The organism is Flavobacterium sp. YO64, from assembly GCF_004119505.1.
Lineage (GTDB): Bacteria > Bacteroidota > Bacteroidia > Flavobacteriales > Flavobacteriaceae > Flavobacterium > Flavobacterium oncorhynchi.
The window spans coordinates 37,310-61,261 of the sequence record NZ_NRQV01000014.1; the positions used below are offsets into that span (position 1 = coordinate 37,310).

Below are 23,952 nucleotides of genomic sequence, written 5' to 3' on the forward strand. Positions count from 1 at the left end.
AAAATTACTAAACTCTTTACTAAAGCCTTATATTAACTAATTAAATTTAGTTCCTTGTCAAATTATTAGAATTTAATATCTTTTTTAACAAAATCGCAAGATTTCTAATTGAAAGTAAAACTTCATTGCATTATTCAATTATCTTTGTCATAACAAAAATTGAACAATGGAAGAATGTATCTCTGTTTTTGATATGCTTAAAATTGGTGTCGGCCCTTCGAGCTCACACACTTTGGGGCCTTGGAGAGCCGCCGAACGCTTCTTAGAAGAGTTAAAAAATGAATCGCTTTTAGATCAAGTTACTCGAGTAAAAGTCAATTTGTATGGATCACTTTCTTTAACTGGTAAAGGACATGCTACTGATTTATCAGTAATGCTGGGCTTAAGCGGTCAAGATCCTGAATATATTCCGGTAGAAAACATTGCTGGAATTATAAAAAACATTGAAGATACAAACGAGATAATTCTCGCAGATCAATATAAAGTTCCTTTTTATTTTCTTCAAGATATTGTTTTCAATAAAGAGTTTCTTCCTTTTCATGCAAATGGACTGAAATTTACAGCTTATAAAGCTGATGACTCTGAGTACGAATCTACATTTTACTCTATCGGCGGCGGTTTTGTTGTAAAAGAAGAACGCGAAAATGCCAAAATTAAAGAGGTAATAAAATGTGCCTTTCCGTTTCCAATACAAAATGCCGTTGAGCTTTTAAACTATACCGTTACAGAGCAAAAATCAATCTCGGAGATTGTTTATGAAAACGAAAAATCGATGCGTTCTGAAGATGAAATTCACTCAGAACTTATGCGTATTTGGAATACAATGCTTGAGTGTATGTACATAGGCTGTCATACGGGAGGAATTCTTCCTGGCGGATTACATGTGCGCAGAAGAGCTTTTGATATGCATCAAAATTTAATTGGTTTATCCAACTATAACGATCCGCAATCATGGCTTGAAGAAATAAGAAAAACGGAAGTGAAATTTCGTCAAATCTTAAAATGGGTAAGCTGTTTTGCACTTGCTGTAAATGAAGTAAATGCGTCGTTAGGACGTGTTGTTACAGCTCCAACTAATGGAAGTGCCGGCGTAATTCCAGCTGTTTTGATGTACTATTTAGTAATTGAAAACCATAAAGCCGGCGAAAAAGAAATAAAACAGTTTTTGATGGTTGCTGGCGAAATTGGAAGTATTTTCAAAAAAGGCTCCACTATTTCTGCTGCAATGGGCGGTTGTCAAGCCGAAATTGGCGTTTCGTCATCAATGGCAGCGGCAGCATTATGCGAATTAATGGGCGGAACTCCTGCTCAGGTTTTAATGGCTGCTGAAATCGCTATGGAACATCATTTAGGTTTAACCTGTGATCCTATTGGCGGATTAGTTCAAATTCCGTGTATTGAAAGAAATACAATGGGTGCCATAAAAGCTATAAATGCAGCCGAATTAGCTCTTGAAACTGATTCTAAAAATGCAAAAGTGCCTTTAGATAAAGTTATTAACACTATGTGGCAGACAGCAAAAGATATGAATTCAAAATACAAAGAAACCTCTGAAGGCGGATTGGCTGTTGCTGTAAATATGGCTGATTGTTAAATTTTATAAAGTCTGCCGCGAATTTCACCAATTTACACTAATTTCTATCCTTCTTGGTTAAAAACAATTCGTGTAAATTGGTGAAATTCGTGGCGAACAAAAAAACTTCATGAAAAAGCTCAACTTCATAATTGCCCTATTCTGCTCTGTTTTACTGCATTCGCAACAGCGCTATTTTCTTAACTCAGATACAAGACTTTATACTACAACTAATACTGCTGCTGAGTTTTTAGGTTATTTTAAATATGGAGCCGAAGTTCGTTTATTATCAGAAAATAAAAATGGCTGGTATAAAGTACAAGCCGATAATTTTAACGAAGGTTATATTCCAGATAAATTCGTAGCAAAAAGTTTAAACGCCAGAGATGTTAAGATTAAAGATAATGAAAACCCAATTCTAGAAGGTGGCGACGCTTATTATGGCGGTAATCATTTATTTGTTTTAGCAGCAGGTTTAAAAGCCAGAGCTTTACCAGATAAAAACTCCAAGATCAGAGAAATTTTATTTACTGGTGACGCAGTGCCTGTAAATTATCTGCCTAAAAGTTCCGAAGAATGGGTTAACATTAATGGTAATTTTGACGAAGAATATGCAAAATTTACCTTAAGAAAATTCCTTGGCGCAAGACCAAACTTTGAAATTTTATTAAAAGACTTCGACAAACTTGATGTTAATGCTACCGCTGAGCGAAAAACCATAAGCGAAAGACTTGTTGAGCTAGCATGGAATAGTGAATATGATAAATTAGTACCTGCATATCAACGCTATTATGAAGTTGTTAAACAGCTAAATCACCCTAAACTTATTGCTGATACTGAATTGAATATGGCTCTTGCAAAAGGTTTAACCAAACATAAGCTGCCAGAACAAATTAATGCATTTATAAAAAAAGCCGAATTTTCATTAAAAGGCACCAAAACAAAATCGCTTTATTTAACTCAAAAAGATCTAGTAAAAACATTTGGAGAGCCTGCAAAAAAAGCAAGTGTAGGCGATGAATGCGGTATTTACTTAAGTGATTTATTTTATTACTACTCAGATTTACACTCATCTGTAGATGAAAAACAAAATCAAGCCGAAATCGTTAAGGTTTTTATCAATGAAAACAATAAACTTATTATAAACCCAAATTCGGTTTTAGACCATACCATGTCCGAAAAAGCTTTCATTGAAAAATATGGAACTTATATTGAAGCTTCGCTAAAATGGCCTCATATCTATTCTATACTAATGGAAGACAGTCAATTTAGAATAGAATTTAAAGACGGGAAACTATACAGCATCGAAATATTCTTTTATTGCTGATTCTCAATTTACAATTATTCAATACTTTTACATCATCAAAAAAAAATAAAATGTCAGTAGCAAAAAAAGATTATAAAAGAATCACAACAAAGTCATTAATAGAAATGAAAAGCAACGGAGAAAAAATCTCTATGCTTACCGCTTATGATTATACAATGGCTAAAATTGTTGATACCGCAGGAGTCGATGTGATTTTGGTGGGTGATTCTGCATCAAATGTTATGGCGGGTCACGAAACGACTTTGCCAATTACTTTAGACCAAATGATCTATCATGCTTCGTCTGTAGTTCGTGCTGTCGAAAGAGCTTTGGTTGTAGTAGATTTACCTTTTGGAAGCTACCAATCTGACCCAAAAGAAGCTTTACGCTCTTCTATCAGAATTATGAAAGAAAGCGGAGGACATGCAGTAAAACTTGAAGGCGGAAAAGAAATTAAAGAATCAATTAAAAAAATACTAAACGCAGGTATTCCAGTTATGGGGCATTTGGGTTTAACTCCTCAGTCAATTTATAAATTTGGAACTTACAGCGTTCGCGCAAAAGAAGATGCTGAAGCAGAAAAATTAATTGAAGATGCTAAAATGCTGGAGAGAATTGGTTGCTTTGGAGTTGTTCTGGAGAAAATCCCTGCCGATCTAGCTAAAAAAGTAGCTGAAAGTATTTCAATTCCAGTTATAGGAATTGGTGCTGGAGGCGGTGTTGACGGACAAGTTTTAGTCATTCATGATATGTTAGGAATGAACAACGAGTTTAGTCCGCGTTTTTTACGCCGTTACTTAAATCTATACGACGAAATGACAAAAGCTATTGGTCAATATGCAGCCGATGTTAAGTCTAGTGATTTCCCAAATTCTAATGAACAATATTAAGTCTAGACTATCTTAGACTTCTTAGATTCTAGACTTCTTAGATTTTTTTATTCTTTTAAAAATCTAAGAAGTCTAGAAATATATAAATCTAAAATTATGCATCAATTCAAAGAACTTTTGATTTGGAAAAAAAGTAGATTATTTTGTTCTAAAATATATTCAATAACATCAACTTTTCCTCATGATGAAAAGTTTGGAATAATTAATCAATTAAGAAGAGCAGCTGTATCCATTCCTTCAAATATAGCTGAAGGTTCTTCGAGAAATTCGAATAAAGATTTTGCTAGATTTTTAGAAATTGCAATTGGATCTGCTTATGAAGTTGAAACTCAACTTTTGATTTCATCTGATTTAGGCTTTCTAAATGAAGAAAACACAACAGAACTAATTAATATACTAGAAGAAATCACTAAAATGACTTCTAGGTTTAGAGCAACTTTATTGTAAAAAAAACTAAAATCTAAGAAATCTAAGTCAGTCTAAAAATCTAAGCAGTCTAAGCCAGTCTAATTATGAAAATTATTTCAGATAAAAACAATCTCCAAGTTCTTCACGAAGACAATCACATTATTGTAGTTAATAAGCGCGTAGGCGATATTGTTCAAGGCGATAAAACGGGAGATAAACCATTATCTGATATTGTAAAAGAATACATAAAAGACAAATACAATAAACCTGGAGATGTTTTTTTGGGTGTGATTCATCGTTTAGATCGTCCCACAACAGGTATTGTTGTTTTTGCGAGAACCAGTAAAGCATTGTCTCGAATGAATGAATTGTTCAGTAATCGTGAAACTCAAAAAACGTATTGGGCAGTTGTAAAAAACAAACCTCAAGAAGCGTCTGCTAAATTGGTTCATTATTTAAAAAGAAACGAAAAGAATAACACTTCAAAAGCACATTTAAAAGAGGTTCCAGACAGCAAACTAGCTAGTTTAGATTATAAAATAATCAAAGAACTTCAAAATTATACGGCGCTGGAAATTAATCTTCATACAGGACGTCATCATCAAATTCGTGCTCAATTATCCGCAATTGGATCTCCCATAAAAGGTGATTTGAAATATGGTTTTGACCGAAGTAATCCTGACGGTGGTATTCATCTTCATGCCAGAAAATTGGTTTTTATTCATCCTGTATCAAAAGAAAACATAACTATCATAGCGCCAACACCTGACGAAACGGTTTGGAATGCCATTTGATTTTTATGATATAATTGTTAATTTTTTAAATTTTATCGATTAACTTGCATAGAGAAAAACAAGCTGATCATAAAATGGACTATAAAAACGACATCGGGTACAGAAAAGAAACGCTCAAAAAGTTATTGTATAACATTCAAAAAAGCGAATATTTAATTGTACAAGCTTTGTACGATGACTTTAAAAAGCCAGAATTTGAAGCTGTCCTGACAGAGACAAATTATGTCATTTCAGAACTAAAAGATACGATCAAAAATATTAATACTTGGGCAGAACCAAAACGAATTTTTCCTTCTTTGCTTAATTTTCCTTCTACAGATTACATCTATAAAGAACCTTACGGAAATGTATTGGTTATTGCTCCTTGGAATTATCCCTTTCAATTAGCTTTATGTCCGCTTATTGCTGCCGTTGCAGCAGGAAACAGAGTTGTTTTAAAACCATCAGAACTTACTCCGCATACTTCTGCAATAATTGCAAAACTTATTGAAAAAACTTTTCATATTAACCACGTCGAAGTTTTTGAGGGCGGCGTAGAAGTTTCCAATAAATTACTAGCCAAACGCTGGGATTATATTTTCTTTACCGGCAGTGTTACTGTTGGAAAAGTCATTGCCAAGGCTGCTGCCGAAAATCTTACTCCCGTAACTCTTGAACTAGGCGGAAAAAACCCTTGTATAATTGATGAAACTGCCAATCTAAAATTAGCAGCAAAGCGAATTGTATGGGGAAAATTTATTAATGCGGGACAAACTTGTATTGCACCAGATTATATTTTGATTCAAAAAAACATGAAAGTAAATTTCATTACTTTCTTAATGGAAGAAATCATAAAAGCTTATGGCAAAAAAATAGATAAATCTCCTGACTTTGCGCGTATTATTAATACAAAAAACTGGGTGCGCTTAGATCAAATGATTGAACGTGATAAAGTAATTTTTGGAGGTGAAACTAATGCCGACAAGCTTTACATATCTCCTACCCTAATTGAAGAACCAAGTTTAGACAGCCCGGTAATGAGCGAAGAAATTTTTGGTCCAATTTTGCCAATTCTTGCTTATGAAACCGAAGACGACATTCATAACGTGATCAGTCGTTACGAAAAACCTCTCGCCTTTTATGTTTTTAGCGACGATAAATCTTTTGCAAAAAAAATGATCACAAGCTATTCTTTTGGAGGCGGATGTATCAACGACACTGTTATTCATTTTTCGAACAAAAGACTTCCTTTTGGCGGTGTCGGGCACAGCGGTATCGGGGCTTATCATGGTCAAATGAGTTTTGATACTTTCTCTCATCATAAAGCAATTGTAAAAAAAGCAAACTGGCTTGATTTACCAATGCGTTACGCTCCTTACAAAGACAAATTAGCTTCAATAAAAAGGGTATTAAGCTGGATTTAAGAAGCAAAAACAATTTTAGGATTTTTAGACGAAATTGATTAAATATATTATATTTACCATTGACTATTATGGTACCAAACACAAACTATATTTAACAATTTTACTCTTAAAATGAAAGCTACACTTGACCAAATTGAAGACATCAAAAAAAATGGCTATTCAATAGATTTTTCGACTATTTTCAACTATGCCCTCGAAAATTTCAAAAAAATCTCATTGTATTCCGGGCTTATAATTCTAGTATTTTCAGTCGTAGTAGTAATTGTAATTATGGGATTAGCTGTAACTTTTTATGGCGTTAAAAGCTTATCTGAGAATTCCTTAGAAAATTTTCAAATTCAAAACTTAAGCTACATTCAACAAGTAATAACTGCCGTTTCACTTGCTGCAGTTACCGCAGTATTTGCTCCTTTGGGCGCAGGATTCTTAAAAATGGCTGATTGTGCAGATAAAGATGAAGAATTTAATGTTTCAACAATTTTCACTTATTATAGAGCTCCTTATTTTCTTCAATTGTTTGCAGTTGCTTTTATTATAGGGCTTGTTACTAATGGAATTTCTTACTCTACAGAAAGCTTAGGCTTAGGATATCTAGGAACAGGAGTATCTTTATTCATCAATTTTTTCACATTTTTTACAATTCCACTAATCATTTTTGGCGATTTAAAAGCCATAGATGCTATTAAATCAAGTATAATATTGGTAAGCAAAAACCCTGTTATAATATTTTGCCTATTTATAATTGGATTTCTTGGATCATTAGTAGGTCTTGTAGCTTGTTGTGTTGGCGTTATTTTTACAGCTGTTTTCAATACATCAATTACCTATGCGACTTATTTTTCAATTTTCAGTGAAGAAGAAGAGCAAGATTCAATTGACTCTATCGGACAATCTGATTTCGAATAAAAAACAAAAAATTCAAATAGAAAGAGTTCAAACAGGTCTTTTTATTTGAATTTTTTAAAATGTTATTTACGAAAACTAACTCTCTCAAAATCTATGACGGAAAGCTATAGTTTTTTCAATGTATTGATTTCAGGAATTACCGCTTTTGGTAATTCTCTGAAATCAATTATGACAAAATCATACGCTCTCAGCCCCGACATTATTTTTTTCAATAGTCCAAAACTTATTATACTCGGACTTTCATTAGCTGCTTTTTTAGCATTATTAATCTACCAGTTTTTTAAAATTAAAACTAAAATTGGGTATTTTATTGAAAAAACAAAAGAAGCCGAGACAGCTAAAAAAGAATATCAGCTTTACATTTTATTTTTTGGAATTGCGGTTATTGTAATCGAGATCATTAATGAGATTTTCAAAATCCGCCCCAAAAGCTTATTAGTTACAAATGTTTCGATTGGATTCTTCGTTTTATTTATTTATCTGCTGGTAGACAAAATAAAATGGCTGCGCGACAAAATTCAAAACATATTTATTACTTGCTTTTTTATATACATAAGCTATGTATGTTATAATATTGTTCGCCTCAGTACCGATGTTGTTCCTGTTATTGTTTTTTTAATTTCCTTTTTCTTCTCGTACAACATTTTAAAACCAATAAAAATATACTGGTTTTTTGTAGGCCTAACGTTTATATTTCTTCTTGCGACCGTTTCCTTTCATTTAATTCCAATAAAATCTTCTGTTTTATTAATTAATTTTTGCATTTTAATTTTCATTGTTAATCATGTAAAATATGCCGTTTTATCAAACAATGATGACAACTATAGATTTGCAAATGAAATTGTTCAAAAAGGAAGTTCATTAACAATTGCAACAAACCAAAAAGGCAAAATACTATTTTGCAGCGAGACCATTTCTTCTATTTTGGGATATCAGCCAGAAGAAGTTATTGGCTTAAACTTTTGGCACTTTGCAAAAGAAAATCAGCAAAATGAAAAAGAACCGATACTTGATCGTGAAGAAAACAAAACTTACACATGGAAGCTGAAAAGTAAAAACGGCGAATACAAACACATTCAATGGAAAGATAAAAAATTTACTGAAGATCTAATTATAAGTATCGGACAGGACGTTACAGAGCAATTTAATGTACAAGACCAATACAAAAACCTAATTCAGACAGCAAGAGATATTATTTTTGAAATTGATGCCGATGGTAATTTTACATTCATAAATGAATTTGCTTACACACTTCTAGGCTACACCGAAAATGAAATATTAAAACACCATTATTCAAATTTCATTCACGAAAGCCACTCAATAAGCGCCGTAGATTTTTATGAAAATATTGTAGTCAACGAAAACAAATTCCCTACGATCGAGATTCCGATTTTAAAGAAAAATGGGCAGGAAATATGGATTTCTCAAAATATTATTATCCGTAAAAATGATTTAGGTCAAACAACTGGTTATGCAGGAATTGCAAGAGATATTACCGAAACTAAAAATGCTGAAAATGAGAAAAAAAGACGTCTCGAAAAAATTGAAGCATACAATAACTCTACAAAAAAACTATCAACTGCTGACTTTAGCAAATACCACAATTTAAACACAGTTCTTGACTACATTATCAAAGAAGCATCGATAGTAAGCAAATCAAACAGAGTCAGCTTCTGGAAATACCGAAAAGACTTAATTACTTGCAAAAACTTATTCAGCGGCGACAATCAAAGTCCAAGTGACAAAAATATATTAGATCAGGAATCTTATCCAATCTATTTTGAAACGCTAAAAAATAAAGTTGTCATAAACGCTCCAGATGTTTTTAATAAATTAGAAACATCAGAATTTCAGAGGCTGTACTTTACAAAAAACAACATCAAATCAATGCTGGACGTTCCTATTTTCTTGAACGGAAAACTGGTTGGTGTAGTTTGTTTTGAAAGCACAGAAGAAAAAAGAGATTGGGACAATGAAGACATTAACTACGCCAAAACCATTTCAGATGTAATTTCACTTGCAATTTCATCGCAAATGAGATTAGATGCAGAACGTAAATTAGAATTCAAAAGTCAGTTGCTTTCAGCACTTTCTCTTTGTACAGAGAAATTTTTACTTAGCAAATCTACCGAAGAAATGTTTCAGGAAACATATGATCTAATAGGAAAAGCCTCAAAAGCAGATCATATGTTTTATTATGAAAAAGACTTTTTGACCAATACTTTTACTCAAAAATACAAATGGTCGAGAAACGGTGTAGAACATCAAATAACACCATTAAAACAATTAACAGAAGACAATCTAAAAGAAATTCATAAGGCAGTCCTTAACAAAAGTATTTTGAAAACGTATACACGTAAACTCAAAAAAACCTTTTTCAAACAACTTTTACTTGACAATCAAATAAAATCAATTCTGATTCTGCCCTTGTATATCAATGATGTTTTTACAGGATTTATAGGCTTTGACGACTGCACTTCTGAACGAAAATGGTCTGAAGAAGAAATTTACATCTTTCAGGTTTTAGCCAATAATATTTCATCAGCCCTCGAGCGAAATCAAAATGAGGCCAAAATCCTAGAAAGCGAAGAGAAATTTAAGTTAATTGCCAACAATATTCCAGGAACAGTTTACTTGTCAAAATTTGATGCAATATCTACCAAAATCTTCCTAAACGACGAAATAAAAAACTTAACTGGTTATTCTAAAGCTGAATTCATAGAAAACAACTTATCCTTTTTATCACTTATTCACCACAACGATCGTGAAAAAGTAATTAAGAATCAAATTCACAATCTTCAAAACGGAATTCCGCTTCATAATGTTTACCGAATTAAAAGAAAAACCGGCGAATATATTTGGATCGAAGAGTTTGGCGATGTAATAAAAAAAGGAGACGAAATAGAATTTGTAGGTGGTATTTATTTTGACATTACAAATAAAAAAGTGACAGAAGATGCCATAAAAGCAAAACAACTGGCGGAAGCTGCAAACAAATCAAAATCAGATTTTCTTGCTAATATATCACATGAAATCAGAACACCTCTAAATGGTATAATTGGTTTTACACATTTATTGATGCAAACTGAACTCGAAGGAATTCAGGAAAAGTATACCACAACTATTAATCAATCTGCCCATTCCTTATTAGAAATCATAAACGACATACTAGATTTTTCTAAAATTGAAGCTGGAAAACTTGAACTCTTTATCGACTTATACGACATTAAAAAAGTACTAGGACAAGTTTTTGATTTAATTATTTTTGAATCTAATCAAAAGAATCTTCAACTTGAATTAAATATCGATCCAGAAGTTCCTAAATACATCTGGACAGATATTGTCCGATTAAAACAGATATTAATTAATCTGCTATCAAACGCCGTAAAATTTACCAACGAAGGCTCCATTAGACTAGATGTTTCTGTTGTTAAAAAAACAAAGAACAACAATTGCATAATGCGTTTCTCTGTTATAGATACAGGAATTGGAATTCTTGAAAAAAATCAGAAAAAAATATTTAAAGCTTTTTCGCAAGCGGACAGCTCTACAACTAGAAAATTTGGAGGAACTGGATTGGGATTAACAATATCCAATCAGTTATTAGCTTTAATGGACAGCCGACTGCAGCTGGAAAGCAAAATTGGTGAAGGAAGTAATTTTTTCTTCGATTTAAATCTAAAAACCAGAAATCAAAGCGGGACAGAAAAAAACAACACTAAACTCAAAACTTTAAACTCAGAGTACGACCAAATTAACAATAGTTCAAACAATGAGAAAATTAAATTTTTAATCGTTGAGGACAACAAAGTTAATATGTTGCTGCTAAAAACCATCATTTCAAATTTATACAGCAATTCTATTATTTACGAATGTGAAAATGGCTACGAAGCTGTAAAACAATTTGAAAGCATTAATCCGACACTTGTTTTTATGGACATCCAAATGCCAATTATGAATGGATATGAAACCACCAAAGCTATAAGAAGCACAATAACGGGAGAGCATACACCCATAATTGCCGTAACGGCAGGTGCCGAAAAAGAAGAACGAAATAAATGCATAACAGCAGGAATGAACGACTATATCTCAAAGCCTATTATGAAAGGTATTGTAGAAGAAATTTTGGCAAAATGGTTGAAATAAAAAAAGTAAATTACCTCCAATAACATGTAATTCCCAAAAAATATATAAATTCGTACAACAAACATAACTTTTTAAAAAACAACAAAGTATGAAATGGAAAGGAAGCAGAGAAAGTGATAACGTTGAAGACAGAAGATCAATTTCTGGCGGAAAAGTAGCCGTTGGAGGCGGAATTATCGGTATCATTATTTTGTTAGTAAATGTTTTTGGCGGCGAAAATGCGCAGTTTATTACGCCCGTTTTAGAACAAATGCAAGGCGGACAGCAGACACAAACTGAAGCAGCCGCTCCATTAAGTAAGGAAGATGAAGAAATGGGACATTTTGTTAGATCTGTCTTAGCTAAAACTGAAGATTCCTGGGGCAAAATATTTGCCGAAAATGGCATGACTTATAAAAACCCAAAATTAGTGCTTTTTAAAGGCTCTGTAAATACTGCTTGCGGCGGAGCTTCATCAGCATCCGGACCGTTTTATTGTCCGGGCGATCAAAAAGTATATATGGATTTAGGCTTCTTTGAAGAACTAAAATCTAAATTTGGTGCTGAGGGCGGTGATTTTGCAATTGCGTATGTTATAGCGCATGAAATTGGCCATCACGTGCAAACATTACTAGGAACCTCTGAAAAAATGCATCAGGCACAAGAAGGTAAAAGTCAAGCCGAAGCCAATAAACTTTCGGTAGCCTTAGAACTGCAAGCTGATTTTTATGCCGGAGTATGGGCACATGACAATCAGGAAACGCTGGACGAAGGAGACATAGAAGAAGCCTTAAGTGCAGCTAATGCTGTTGGAGATGATGCAATACAAAGCAAAATGCAAGGTCAGGTAGTTCCTGATTCATTTACACACGGTACATCAGAACAAAGAATGTATTGGTTTAAAAAAGGTTTTAAAACCGGCGATATTAAGCAGGGAAATACTTTTGACGAAATTCGATAATACACCAACCAAATATAATAACCAACCAAAAAGCATGATGTAACTGTCATGCTTTTTTTTGTTCAAACTATATAAGTGATTTTTAAAAAAAATAAACGCACAAAAAAAGCCTTGAATTTCTTCAAGGCTTTAAATCTGGGTGGCTGACCGGGTTCGAACCGGCGACCCGCGGCACCACAAACCGCTACTCTAACCAGCTGAGCTACAACCACCATTTTTGCTTAGCGAGTGCAAATATAGAACAAAGGTTCAGTTCTACAAAGAAAAAAATGAAAAATTTTCATAAAAATTAAATCAAATTCTCTAAACTATTGACTGCCAAACACCTTTCAACAGTAAAACCTTCGGCAAAATCTTTACCAACTAGACGTCCTAAGTCCTGCGCACGATATTTTACACTTTCTAAAAAGTTTTTACTCGTAATTGGTGTCGCAGGTTCATTTGAATTTGGATCGTAAAATTGTGTTTTATAAGCCAAAATTGATTCGATCTTCTTTTCTTCAAAACCAGTAATATCAACTACAAAATCTGGTTCAATATTTTTCCATTGAATATAATGATAAACCACTTTTGGTCTCCAAGCTTCCTGCTGCTTTCCATCTATAGAAGTTTCTATTTTCACCAATCCTGATAAAAAACAAGCATCAGAAACTAATTTACTTCCTTTTCCATGATCGATATGACGATCATCAACAGCGTTGCATAGCACAATTTCAGGTTTGTACTTGCGAATCATTTTAATGACTTCTAATTGGTGTTTTTCATCATTTACAAAAAAGCCGTCACGAAGCCCTAAGTTTTCACGAACAACAACTCCTAAAATCTTTGCTGCAGCTTTTGCTTCTTCATCTCTAGTTTCAGCAGTTCCGCGTGTTCCTAATTCGCCGCGTGTTAAATCAACAACACCAACTTTTTTCCCTAGAGAAACCTCTTTTAAAATTGTTCCAGCACAACCCAATTCTACATCGTCAGGATGTGCGCCAAAAGCTAATATATCTAATTTCATAATTTTTGTTTCAGGTTTCAAGTTTCAGGTTACGCATAGAACGTAAAACCTGAAACTTGAAACTATTCTTTCTCTATATTTTTAAAACTCTCTTCATCGTCATTGATTTATTGACGCTTTCCTCCCATTCTTTTTCTGGAATACTTTCTTTTGTAATACCACAGCCCATATACAAAATGGCTTTGTTTTCCTGAATCTGCATACATCGTAAATTTACAAATAAATCAGAGCTTACATTTTTTCCAGCAAAATCACTATTAAGCTCTCCTAAAAATCCGCTGTAAAAAGTACGATCATAATTTTCGTTTTCAATAATAAATGATTTTGCTTTTTTCTTTGGCAAACCACAAACTGCTGGCGTTGGATGAAGCGTATCAATGACTTCTTCCAAAGTTGATTTATCCTTTAAAACTCCCGAAATATCCGTTTTAATATGCCAGATAGAACCCGCCTTTAAACTATATGGTTCAGAAACTACAACCGAAGCTGTAAATTCTCTAAGCCTTTTTACAATAAAATCAGTCACAAATTGCTGTTCGTCTTTTTCTTTTTGCTGCCAGACAATTTCAGTTTGCAAATCATCTTTCTGCGTTCCCGCCAATGCCATTGTTTCAAAAACATTTTCATTTGCTTTAAGCAGTTTTTCAGGCGTTGCTCCCATCCAAAGTCCTATTTTCGGATGAAAAAAGCAATAACAAAAAGTTGCTGGATATAATTGAACCAAATGCTGAAAAGCTGCAGCAAAATCAAATTCAACTAAAGGGACTTCTTCACTTCGTGACAAAACTACCTTTTTGAACTCTTCATTTTTGATTGCTTGAATTCCCTGTGCAACCAAATATTCGTATTGAAATTTAGCTTCAGCATCAAAATTTAAATCATCAACTTCGATGGATTCAAATGAAGTCGGCTCTTTTTCAGTAGTAATAATTTCCGATTCATTTTCAGGAATCAGAACCAGTTGTTTTTCATCAAAAGAAGCGAACACAAATCCTTTTTCGCTGTAATCTGAAACAGTATATAAAGTGTTATTTTGTTGCAAAACAACTATAAGATCAGTAGTATTGGGTTTTGAATAAAGTACAAAAGGTAAATTTAGTTCTTTATGTTTTTTAATTTTCAAGAAAAATGGATTCATAATTTATTCACTTTTCTTTCTATCCAAAACCATATTCGTCAATTTGCAAAGCGAAATCAAATTTCCTGCTTCATCCGTAATTTTAATTTCCCAAAGATGAAGACTTCTGCCTTTATGAATAATTCGAGCAGTTCCAAAAACAACACCCTCACGAATACTTTTTAAATGATTTGCCGAAATTTCGATACCGCGAACTTCTTGTTCCTTCGCATTAATAAAAAAATGCGAAGCTGCACTTCCAACACTTTCCGCCAAAGCTACAGAAGCCCCGCCGTGCAATAATCCCATTGGCTGATGGACACTTGGGTTTACAGGCATTTTTGCAGTTAAAAAATCTTCGCCAGCATCGATATATTCTATTTTCAGCGTTTCCATCAATGTATTTTTAGAAAACTCATTGCAGTACGCTAAAATCTGTTCTTTTGTATAATTCATTAAATAAACTTTAAAATCGTAAAATTAAAGAAAGATAAGACATAAATCTAAAATCCAATTCTAAAATTTAAAATTCAACTTCAAACGTGTAAGTTTTTTGTTATTTTTACAAAAACAATCAAATCTATGGCTGATTTTTTTTGCCACAGATTACACAGATTAACACAGATTAACATAGATTTATTTTTTAACCTATTCCGGAAAATCTTTTTAATCCTCTTAATCTGTGGCTAAAAAAAACTTTTAAATGCGTCAATACTTTGCAATCTTCTTTCTGGGTTTAATTCTAGTTTTCAGTTCCTGCCGAACTGACTTTGATACCGTTGCCAGTTCTGGAGATTTAAAGTTTTCTAAAGACACCGTTTATTTGGACACCGTTTTTAAAAATATTGGCTCAAGCACCTATCAACTAAAAGTTTACAATCGAAGCAAAAACGACATATCAATTCCAGTAGTACAATTCAAAAAAGGACTAAGTTCAAAATACCGAATGACTGTTGATGGTATGAGTGGCAATAATGGTAAAATTTTCAACAATGTTACGCTTTTAGCAAAAGACAGTTTGTACATTTTTATTGAAACTACGGCAGATATTACAGATGCAAATCCAGCCGATTTTTTATATACCGATGAAATTCAATTTGACAGCGGCGCAAATCTGCAGCAAGTCGCTTTGGTGACCTTAATTCAGGATGCTGTTTTTTTATATCCGAATCAAAATCCAAACGGAACAAAAGAGAAAATCAAAATTGACGGCAAAGATGTTGATGGATTTTATCTCAAAGAAAATGATCCTGTAAACGGAAATGAATTACTTTTTACCAAACAAAAACCTTATGTAGTTTATGGTTACGCAGGAGTTCCAGAAAACAAAACAGTCACTTTTGAAGCTGGCGCAAGAATTCACTTTCATACCAACTCAGGATTATATGTTGGCAAGAACGCTTCTCTTCAAATTAACGGAACTACTTCAACAACAGAAAAATTAGAAAATGAAGTTATTTTTGAAGGCGATCGATTAGAATCTCTTTATTCGGATATTCCTGGACAATGGAAATCGGTTATTCTTGAAAACGGCAGTAATAACCATTCAATCAAAAATTTAACTTTAAAAAATGCGATTACAGGATTAGATATTAGAAATTCAGTTAACACAATTCAAATTAAAAATACCCAAATTTATAATTGTGCTAAATATGGAATTTTAGCACAAAACGCCCGAATTAACGGAGAAAATCTAGTTATAAATTATGCCGGCCTAGGTAGTTTATCCTGTGTTTACGGCGGAAATTATAATTTTACGCATTGCACTTTTAATAACAATTGGCAAAGCAACTCACAATTTGCAGTTAATATAAGCAATAGTTTGGCAGGCAAAGTGCCCGAAACAAATGCGTTGACGCAGGCAGCTTTTAATAATTGCATAATTTATGGTTCAAATACGAACGAATTTAACTTAAGTAAAAAACCAAACGCACCATTTGTTTATCAATTAAATAATTGTCTTTTAAAATTCAACAGCTCAACAACAAATCCTGATTATCAATTTAAAACGGATACGGAACATTACAGCAACATCATTCTCAATGAAAACCCGAATTTTTATAATGTTTCTCAGAATAAATTCAACATCGATAAAACTTCTGCCGCTTTCGCGAAAGGAAATCAGTCCTATATAATTCTGCAGGATATTTTAGGAATTACGAGAACTTCACCACCGGATTTAGGTGCTTATCAAAGTGCTGAATTTCCGAAATAAAGAGTTTTGCAATTTTTGCCACAAAGACGCTAAGACGCAAAGTCCTATTCAAAAACTATATTTAATACATTTCTAAAATGAAATTTTCAAAAAGAATAATTTTAGTACTTATAGTACTTTTCTCTGGTTGTGCTTTCTCACAAACTACTTCTAAAATTATTGGAGAATGGTCTGGAATAGATTCTGATGGAAATCAGGGTAAATTTATTTTTACTAAAGATAATTATGCCTCATTAACAATTAGCGGTGAATTTATCGATGGAAAAAAATTTATAATCAGAGGCGGAAAAAATGATAGTAAATCAGGTGAACTAAAATATACTATCGATTATTCAAAATCCCCATTTACAATTGATTTTATAGCATCAATAGTAGAGAATAACAAACTTATTGAAAAAGGCAGAATCTTGGGTATAATAAAGTTTATAAATGACACTAAAATGCTTTTGGCATTCAGTCTTTCAGGGAAAAGGGATGCAGATTTCAATGGAGAAAATATGAGCACCTCAATGATCCTAACAAAAATTAATTAGCTTTAGTGATATAACATTTGAATAGTCCAAATCTTTGTCGGGCTACTCGCAGAGATTTCTCCTAGCCGAAATGGCAAACAGTACGATTAATCATTTTTAACTAAACTTTGTGCCTTTGTATCTTAAGTGGCAAAAAAACATTAAAAGAGTTTGTTATCAAATTTGCGCTTGCTATTTATTTACATTAAATTTGCACCTCAATACAACAAACTACACAAAACAATGATCCATTTCTTTGAAAACCAAAGCAAAACTGTTTTTGCCGTACAGACGCAAAACGAAATTTCAGCTCAAGACATTTCAAAATTAAACTGGCTTTTTGCCGACTCGAATAAGATCGAAAAATCCGCATTGACGGGTTTTTTTGTTGGTCCTCGCGCCACTATGATCACACCATGGAGCACAAATGCTGTAGAAATCACTCAAAACATGGGTGTTCCGGGCATTATCAGAATTGAGGAATTTCATCCAGCAACGGAAAATTTCACTGATTTTGATCCGATGCTTTTTCAAAAATTCAACGAATTAGATCAAGAAATCTTCACTATCAACATTCAGCCTGAACCAATTCTGGAAATAGATGATATTGCCACTTACAATAAAGCTGAGGGTTTAGCTTTAAGTGACGAAGAAGTAGATTACTTAAACAATCTTTCAACTAAATTAGGAAGAAAATTAACGGATTCTGAGATTTTTGCTTTCTCACAAGCAAATTCAGAACACTGCCGTCATAAAATTTTCAACGGAACATTTGTTATTGACGGTGAAGAAAAAGAGACTTCTCTTTTCAAATTAATCAAAAAAACATCTCAGGAAAATCCTAACGATATTGTGTCTGCTTACAAAGACAACGTTGCTTTTGTAAAAGGACCAAAAGTGCAGCAATTTGCACCAAAATCGGCAGATAAACCTGATTTTTACGAAATAAAAGAATTTGATTCGGTTATCTCATTAAAAGCCGAAACACACAATTTCCCAACCACAGTTGAGCCTTTCAATGGTGCTGCAACAGGTTCTGGAGGAGAAATTCGTGACCGTTTAGCAGGAGGACAAGGTTCATTACCATTAGCAGGAACTGCAGTTTATATGACATCTTATTCTCGTTTAAACGATGACAGAAAATGGGAAAACGCTCTTGAAGAAAGAAAATGGTTGTACCAAACTCCAATGGATATTTTGATCAAAGCTTCAAACGGAGCTTCTGATTTCGGAAATAAATTTGGTCAACCGCTTATTACAGGTTCTGTTTTAACTTTCGAACATTCAGAAAACGACCGTAAAATTGGTTACGATAAAGTAATCATGCAAGCGGGAGGAATTGGATACGGAAAGTTAGATCAATCCATTAAAAAGAAACCACAAGAAGGCGATAAAATCGTAATTCTTGGTGGAGAAAATTATAGAATCGGAATGGGTGGTGCTGCAGTTTCTTCTGCAGATACTGGAGCTTTCGGTTCAGGAATCGAATTAAATGCCATTCAGCGTTCAAACCCTGAAATGCAAAAACGTGCCGCAAACGCGATTCGTGGTTTAGTAGAAAGCGACAATAATCCAATTGTTTCTATTCACGATCACGGAGCTGGAGGACACTTAAACTGTCTTTCGGAATTGGTGGAAGAAACTGGAGGTTTAATTGATTTAGACAAATTACCTGTTGGAGATCCAACGCTTTCTGCAAAAGAAATTATCGGTAACGAATCTCAGGAAAGAATGGGATTGGTTATCGGTCAAAAAGATATTGATACTTTACAAAGAATCGCTGATAGAGAGCGTTCGCCAATGTATCAGGTTGGAGATGTAACGGGAGATCACCGTTTTACTTTTCAATCAAAATCAAATGGCTCAAAGCCGATGGATTACGCTTTAGAAGATTTCTTCGGAAGTTCTCCAAAAACGGTAATGACAGATAAAACTATCGATAGAAAATATGCTGATGTTGCTTACAACGCTGCAGATTTTGAAACCTATTTAAAAGACGTTTTACGTTTAGAGGCCGTTGCTTCAAAAGACTGGTTGACTAACAAAGTGGACCGTTGCGTTGGAGGAAAAGTAGCGAAACAACAAAATGCGGGACCTTTACAATTGCCTTTAAATAATGTCGGTGTTATGGCTTTGGATTATTTAGGTAAAGAAGGAATTGCAACTTCTATTGGGCACGCTCCTATCGCTGCTTTAATTGATCCAGTTGCAGGATCTAGAAATGCAATCGCAGAATCGTTATCAAACATTATCTGGGCGCCAATTAAAGATCAGTTAAAAGGAATTTCATTATCTGCAAACTGGATGTGGGCTTGTAAAAACGAAGGTGAAGACGCTCGTTTGTACGCTGCAGTTGAAGGTTGTTCAGAATTTGCAATCGAATTGGGAATCAATATTCCGACAGGAAAAGATTCACTTTCGATGAAACAAAAATATCCAAACGACGAAGTAATCGCGCCAGGAACGGTTATTATTTCAGCTGGAGGAAACTGTACCGATATTAGAAAAGTAGTGGAACCAGTTTTACAGAAAAACGGAGATTCTATTTATTATATCAATTTGTCTCAGGATGATTTCAAACTTGGAGGTTCATCTTTTGCACAAATCAGAAATACAATCGGAAACGAAACTTCTACAATTAAAGACGCTTCTTTCTTCAAAAACGCTTTTAATACCATTCAGGAATTAATCGGCGAAAGCCAAATTTTAGCTGGACACGATATCGGAAGCGGTGGTTTAATCACTACTTTATTAGAATTGTGTTTTGCTGATGTGAATCTTGGAGCAAAAATTGATTTCAGCGCTTTTGCAGAAAAAGATTTATTGAAAATCCTTTTTGCAGAAAACATCGGAATCGTATTCCAAGCTAAATCTGACGCAGCTGTTGAAGCTAAATTGAATGCTAACAATATTGAATTCTTCAAAATCGGTTCAGTTCAAGAAACTGCAACTTTAGAAATTGGAGCTTACAAATTAGATATTCCAACTTACAGAGATGTTTGGTTTGAAACTTCTTATTTATTAGATCAAAAACAATCTAAAAACGGAACTGCAAAAGCTCGTTTCGAAAACTATAAAAATCAGGTTTTAAATTATACTTTCCCTGCACATTTTACAGGAAAGAAACCAGAAATCGACGCTTCGAAACCAAGACCAAAAGCGGCTATTATTCGTGAAAAAGGAAGTAATTCTGAGCGTGAAATGGCAAATGCAATGTACTTAGCTGGATTTGACGTAAAAGACGTTCACATGACCGATTTAATTTCTGGTCGTGAAACTCTTGAAGATATTCAGTTTATTGGAGCTGTTGGAGGATTCTCTAACTCTGACGTTTTAGGTTCTGCTAAAGGTTGGGCTGGCGCTTTCTTATACAACGAAAAAGCAAAAACAGCTTTAGATAAATTCTTCAAAAGAGAAGATACTTTATCTGTTGGAATCTGTAACGGATGTCAGTTGTTTATGGAATTGGAAGTGATTAATCCAGAACATGAAGTTCACGGAAAAATGCACCATAACGAAAGTAACAAACACGAAAGTATCTTTACTTCTGTAACGGTTCAGGAGAACAATTCAGTTATGTTGTCAACTTTGGCTGGAAGCACTTTAGGAGTTTGGGTTTCTCACGGAGAAGGTAAATTCAAATTGCCTTATTCAGAAGATCAATACAACATTGTTTCTAAATATGCTTACGAAGGTTATCCTGCAAACCCTAACGGTTCCGATTACAACACGGCAATGATGTGTGACAAAACAGGAAGACATTTAGTTATGATGCCTCATATTGAGCGTTCAACTTTCCAATGGAACTGGGCGCATTATCCAAAAGACAGAAATGACGAGGTTTCGCCTTGGCACGAAGCTTTTGTTAATGCCAGAAAATGGATTGAGAAAAACTAAGAAATATATTTTTACTAAAAGCGCCCGAATTTATCGGGCGTTTTTTTATAGCCACGAATTTCACGAATTTTCACGAATTATTTTTTTTAGCCACAGATTATAAGGATTAAAATGATTTTTTTTTCATTGTCAAAAAATAATCTGTGAGAATCCTTTTAATCTGTGGCAAACTTTTACACACAATGCATTCGTGGAAATTCGTGTAATTCGTGGCTAACTAAACTATTTAAAACTATTCTAAGATTAATTTAATGGTATCTTAAGACAGCTTAAGCAAGCGTGAACATTCTGGTAAATATCTTTGTTTCATGAAAAATATGATCCAAAAATTATCCCTGCTGATTCTCTTATTTACTATAAGCCAATTTTCTTTTGGTCAAAAAACCGCTGCTATAAAAGGAAATATCACCGACGGAAAACTTCCCGTCGAATTTGTTGATGTGGTTCTAAAAAGCGCCAGCGATTCTACCAAAACAGCCAATTATGCCGTAACCGATGTTTTAGGAAACTTTGCCTTAGAAAACATTCAATCTGGAGATTATCAACTTCAATTTAAGTTAATTGGTTTTAAAACTGTTTCTCAAAAAATAAAAGTATCTGACAGTCCGATTTCTATTGGAACCATCAAATTGCAAACCGACACCAATTTACTAAATGATGTTGTTGTAAAATCTCAGCGAAAACAAATTCAGAAAACAGATGAAGGATTTGTTTTTAATGCGGCTTCTAACATTTCTCAGTCTGGCGGAACGGCGACTGATATGTTAAAAAGTATTCCGACTGTTGCAGTAGATGCTGAAGGCGGTATAACACTTAGAGGAAAATCGCCAATGATTTTGATTAATGGTAAAAATTCAGCCATTACAAATATGGATCAGATTGCGGCAAGCAGCATTGAAAGCATTGAAGTCATAAGCAATCCAACAGCAAAATATGACGCTAATGCTGAAAGCGGAATTATAAATATTAAACTTAAAAAGAACAATCAAAAAGGGATAAACGGAGCGGTAGTTTTAGGAACTGGTTTTGGTGCCAAAGGAAGAATCAACAGCTCTGTATTGTTAAATCATAAAACTGAAAAATGGAATTTTGGTTTAGCCTACGATAATCGTTTTGCCGGCAGAACCAAAAAGATAAATGCTGATCGAACTAATTTTCTCATAGACGATGAACATTACATTCATCAAAATAGAGATGATGCTCGTACAGAAGGTTTGCAAAACTTGAAATTTAACGTCGATTTTACTCCAAATGACAAAAACAGCTTTTCATTTGAAGCACTCGGAAATTTAGAAAATCAAGACAATGACGAAACTTTGTACACGCAGGTAAACACAAGTGCAAATCAGTTTTTTTCGAGCAACAAACGTCACTCTTTAGAATTGGAACGCACAAAAGTGGGGGAACTTGCTTTTAATTATGATCGAAAATTTTCTGACGACAGAAAAAGTCTAAATGCAAGTATTACTTCTTCTTTCAACAAACACAAAGAAAACACTGATATCGACACTTATAATTATGACGCTTATAAACAACAAATAGGTGATACTGCATGGCAAAGAACTCATAATTATACAAATGAAAACATCTCGAATGCTATTGTAAATTATACGGTTCCAGTATCTGAAAAATCAATTGTAGAAACTGGATATAAAGGAACGTTTCGTTTTTTTGACTCAGACTTTGAAAGTGCTGATTTGACAAATGGCGAATATATTGTTAATCCTTTGGCAAGCAATACTTTTAAATACAACGAACAAATAAATGCTGTTTACGGAATGTTGAATTCGTTTATTGGCGAAACAGACAATCCGAAATGGAAATATAATTTAGGACTTCGCGCAGAGCAGGTTTCAAATAAGGGTGAAACGCAGAACAATACTGATAATTTTTCAAATCATTATTTAAAACTATTTCCATCAGCTTCTTTACAAATGAATTTAAAACCAGATGAGTTTATAAAATTTGGTTACAGCAAGCGTATTAACCGTCCAGATTTAGACGATTTAAATCCGTTTATAGATATTACTGATGCGTTAAATCCTCATGGCGGAAATCCTTATTTGAAACCTGAAATTATTCATATCGCAGAAGTAAGCTACAATAAAAACTGGGAAAATTATTCTTTTTCGACCAATGCTTTTTACCGAAATGCAAAAGACGCGATTAGACAATATGCCGAATTGCAGGACAATGGTGTAATTTTACTGCAGCCAAGAAACATAGGAAGTACGATAACTTATGGCTTAGAAACTATCTTCACCTTAAAACCATTCTCTTTTTATGATGCTAATATTAGTTTAACAGCTTTTGAACAAAAAATAGATGCCACAAACCTAACTCAAGATGTGGTGAAAAACGCTTTTAGCTGGTACGGAAAAATTATCAATAATTTTGTTCCTTGGAAAGGCGGAAAACTTCAGATTATCGGAAATTACAATTCGGCTTTAACAACAGCACAAGGAAAAAGAATTCCGGTTTATAATGTTGATATGGGTTTTCAGCAAAAACTTGGAAAAGGAAACGCTCGTTTAGGTTTGGTTGTTACCGATATGTTTAACACACTCGAAAGCGGTTACAAAAACAATACTTTACTATTTAGCAACAATAGAACTAATAAATCAGATACTCGTGCATTTATGCTGACTTTTGCTTATACTTTTAAATCTGATTTTAAAGAAAAACTATTAGAAAATCAATTCTCTACAGAATAGTTTTTTACTCAAAAATAAAAATATTCATTCTTGTAATTTGGATTCTAATTTCTACTGAAATTTGAACTATATTCGCCAAAAAGTTCGAGCCCAAGAACTTTTTGGCGCATTCCAAAAACAAATTA

16 protein-coding genes and 1 tRNA gene are annotated in these 23,952 nt (G+C 33.6%); 13 read left to right on the plus strand and 4 right to left on the minus strand.

What is annotated here, in order from left to right; genetic code table 11:
- Positions 1–166 precede the first annotated feature (166 nt).
- The 9 genes from BOW57_RS11800 to BOW57_RS11840 all read left to right on the plus strand — a co-directional run bounded on the left by BOW57_RS11800 (position 167) and on the right by BOW57_RS11840 (position 12,366).
- Positions 167–1,594: an L-serine ammonia-lyase gene (locus BOW57_RS11800; protein WP_129054484.1), complete on the plus strand. Its 1,428-nt coding sequence runs from the start codon at positions 167–169 to the stop codon at positions 1,592–1,594.
- 109 nt (positions 1,595–1,703) lie between these two features.
- Positions 1,704–2,900, plus strand: a complete 1,197-nt coding sequence (locus BOW57_RS11805; protein ID WP_129054486.1) for an SH3 domain-containing protein — start codon at positions 1,704–1,706, stop codon at positions 2,898–2,900.
- Between the two features lie 50 nt (positions 2,901–2,950).
- Positions 2,951–3,769, plus strand: coding sequence for a 3-methyl-2-oxobutanoate hydroxymethyltransferase (gene panB, locus BOW57_RS11810; protein WP_129054488.1), 819 nt, complete (start codon positions 2,951–2,953; stop codon positions 3,767–3,769).
- A gap of 96 nt (positions 3,770–3,865) precedes the next feature.
- Positions 3,866–4,216, plus strand: a complete 351-nt coding sequence (locus BOW57_RS11815) for a four helix bundle protein (RefSeq protein WP_129054490.1) — start codon at positions 3,866–3,868, stop codon at positions 4,214–4,216.
- 65 nt (positions 4,217–4,281) lie between these two features.
- Entirely contained in the window at positions 4,282–4,971 is a 690-nt protein-coding gene (locus BOW57_RS11820) for an RluA family pseudouridine synthase (protein WP_129054492.1), read from the plus strand.
- 74 nt (positions 4,972–5,045) lie between these two features.
- Complete coding sequence (locus BOW57_RS11825; RefSeq protein ID WP_129054494.1) at positions 5,046–6,374, plus strand: aldehyde dehydrogenase; 1,329 nt, start codon at positions 5,046–5,048, stop codon at positions 6,372–6,374.
- A 111-nt stretch (positions 6,375–6,485) separates the two neighbouring features.
- Positions 6,486–7,280, plus strand: coding sequence for a hypothetical protein (locus tag BOW57_RS11830; RefSeq protein WP_129054496.1), 795 nt, complete (start codon positions 6,486–6,488; stop codon positions 7,278–7,280).
- A 93-nt stretch (positions 7,281–7,373) separates the two neighbouring features.
- Positions 7,374–11,426 (plus strand): PAS domain S-box protein, encoded by a 4,053-nt coding sequence (locus BOW57_RS11835; RefSeq protein WP_129054498.1) that lies wholly within the window; start codon positions 7,374–7,376, stop codon positions 11,424–11,426.
- 88 nt (positions 11,427–11,514) lie between these two features.
- On the plus strand, positions 11,515–12,366 hold the full coding sequence (locus tag BOW57_RS11840) for a neutral zinc metallopeptidase (RefSeq protein ID WP_129054500.1): 852 nt from the start codon (positions 11,515–11,517) through the stop codon (positions 12,364–12,366).
- 138 nt (positions 12,367–12,504) lie between these two features.
- On the opposite strand, the gene BOW57_RS11845 is transcribed toward BOW57_RS11840, so the two are convergent.
- The 4 genes from BOW57_RS11845 to BOW57_RS11860 all read right to left on the minus strand — a co-directional run bounded on the left by BOW57_RS11845 (position 12,505) and on the right by BOW57_RS11860 (position 14,945).
- Positions 12,505–12,578 (minus strand) — tRNA-His (locus tag BOW57_RS11845).
- A gap of 77 nt (positions 12,579–12,655) precedes the next feature.
- Positions 12,656–13,372, minus strand: a complete 717-nt coding sequence (gene bshB1 / locus BOW57_RS11850) for a bacillithiol biosynthesis deacetylase BshB1 (RefSeq protein WP_129054502.1) — start codon at positions 13,370–13,372, stop codon at positions 12,656–12,658.
- A gap of 73 nt (positions 13,373–13,445) precedes the next feature.
- Positions 13,446–14,510 (minus strand): chorismate-binding protein, encoded by a 1,065-nt coding sequence (locus BOW57_RS11855; RefSeq protein ID WP_129054504.1) that lies wholly within the window; start codon positions 14,508–14,510, stop codon positions 13,446–13,448.
- A 3-nt stretch (positions 14,511–14,513) separates the two neighbouring features.
- Positions 14,514–14,945 carry a PaaI family thioesterase gene (locus BOW57_RS11860; RefSeq protein WP_089053208.1) on the minus strand — a complete coding sequence of 144 codons (432 nt, stop codon included), beginning with the start codon at positions 14,943–14,945 and terminating at the stop codon, positions 14,514–14,516.
- Between the two features lie 247 nt (positions 14,946–15,192).
- Between BOW57_RS11860 and BOW57_RS11865 the strand changes: the two genes are divergently transcribed.
- The 4 genes from BOW57_RS11865 (at position 15,193) to BOW57_RS11880 (ending at position 23,827) form a co-directional block, all read left to right on the plus strand.
- Positions 15,193–16,704: a hypothetical protein gene (locus BOW57_RS11865; RefSeq protein ID WP_129054506.1), complete on the plus strand. Its 1,512-nt coding sequence runs from the start codon at positions 15,193–15,195 to the stop codon at positions 16,702–16,704.
- A gap of 77 nt (positions 16,705–16,781) precedes the next feature.
- Entirely contained in the window at positions 16,782–17,237 is a 456-nt protein-coding gene (locus BOW57_RS11870; protein ID WP_129054509.1) for a hypothetical protein, read from the plus strand.
- A 222-nt stretch (positions 17,238–17,459) separates the two neighbouring features.
- Positions 17,460–21,113 (plus strand): phosphoribosylformylglycinamidine synthase, encoded by a 3,654-nt coding sequence (gene purL, locus BOW57_RS11875; RefSeq protein WP_129054511.1) that lies wholly within the window; start codon positions 17,460–17,462, stop codon positions 21,111–21,113.
- A gap of 308 nt (positions 21,114–21,421) precedes the next feature.
- The gene (locus BOW57_RS11880) at positions 21,422–23,827 is read left to right on the plus strand and encodes a TonB-dependent receptor domain-containing protein (RefSeq protein WP_129054513.1); all 2,406 of its coding nucleotides are present in this window, start codon (positions 21,422–21,424) and stop codon (positions 23,825–23,827) included.
- Positions 23,828–23,952: the final 125 nt, after the last annotated feature.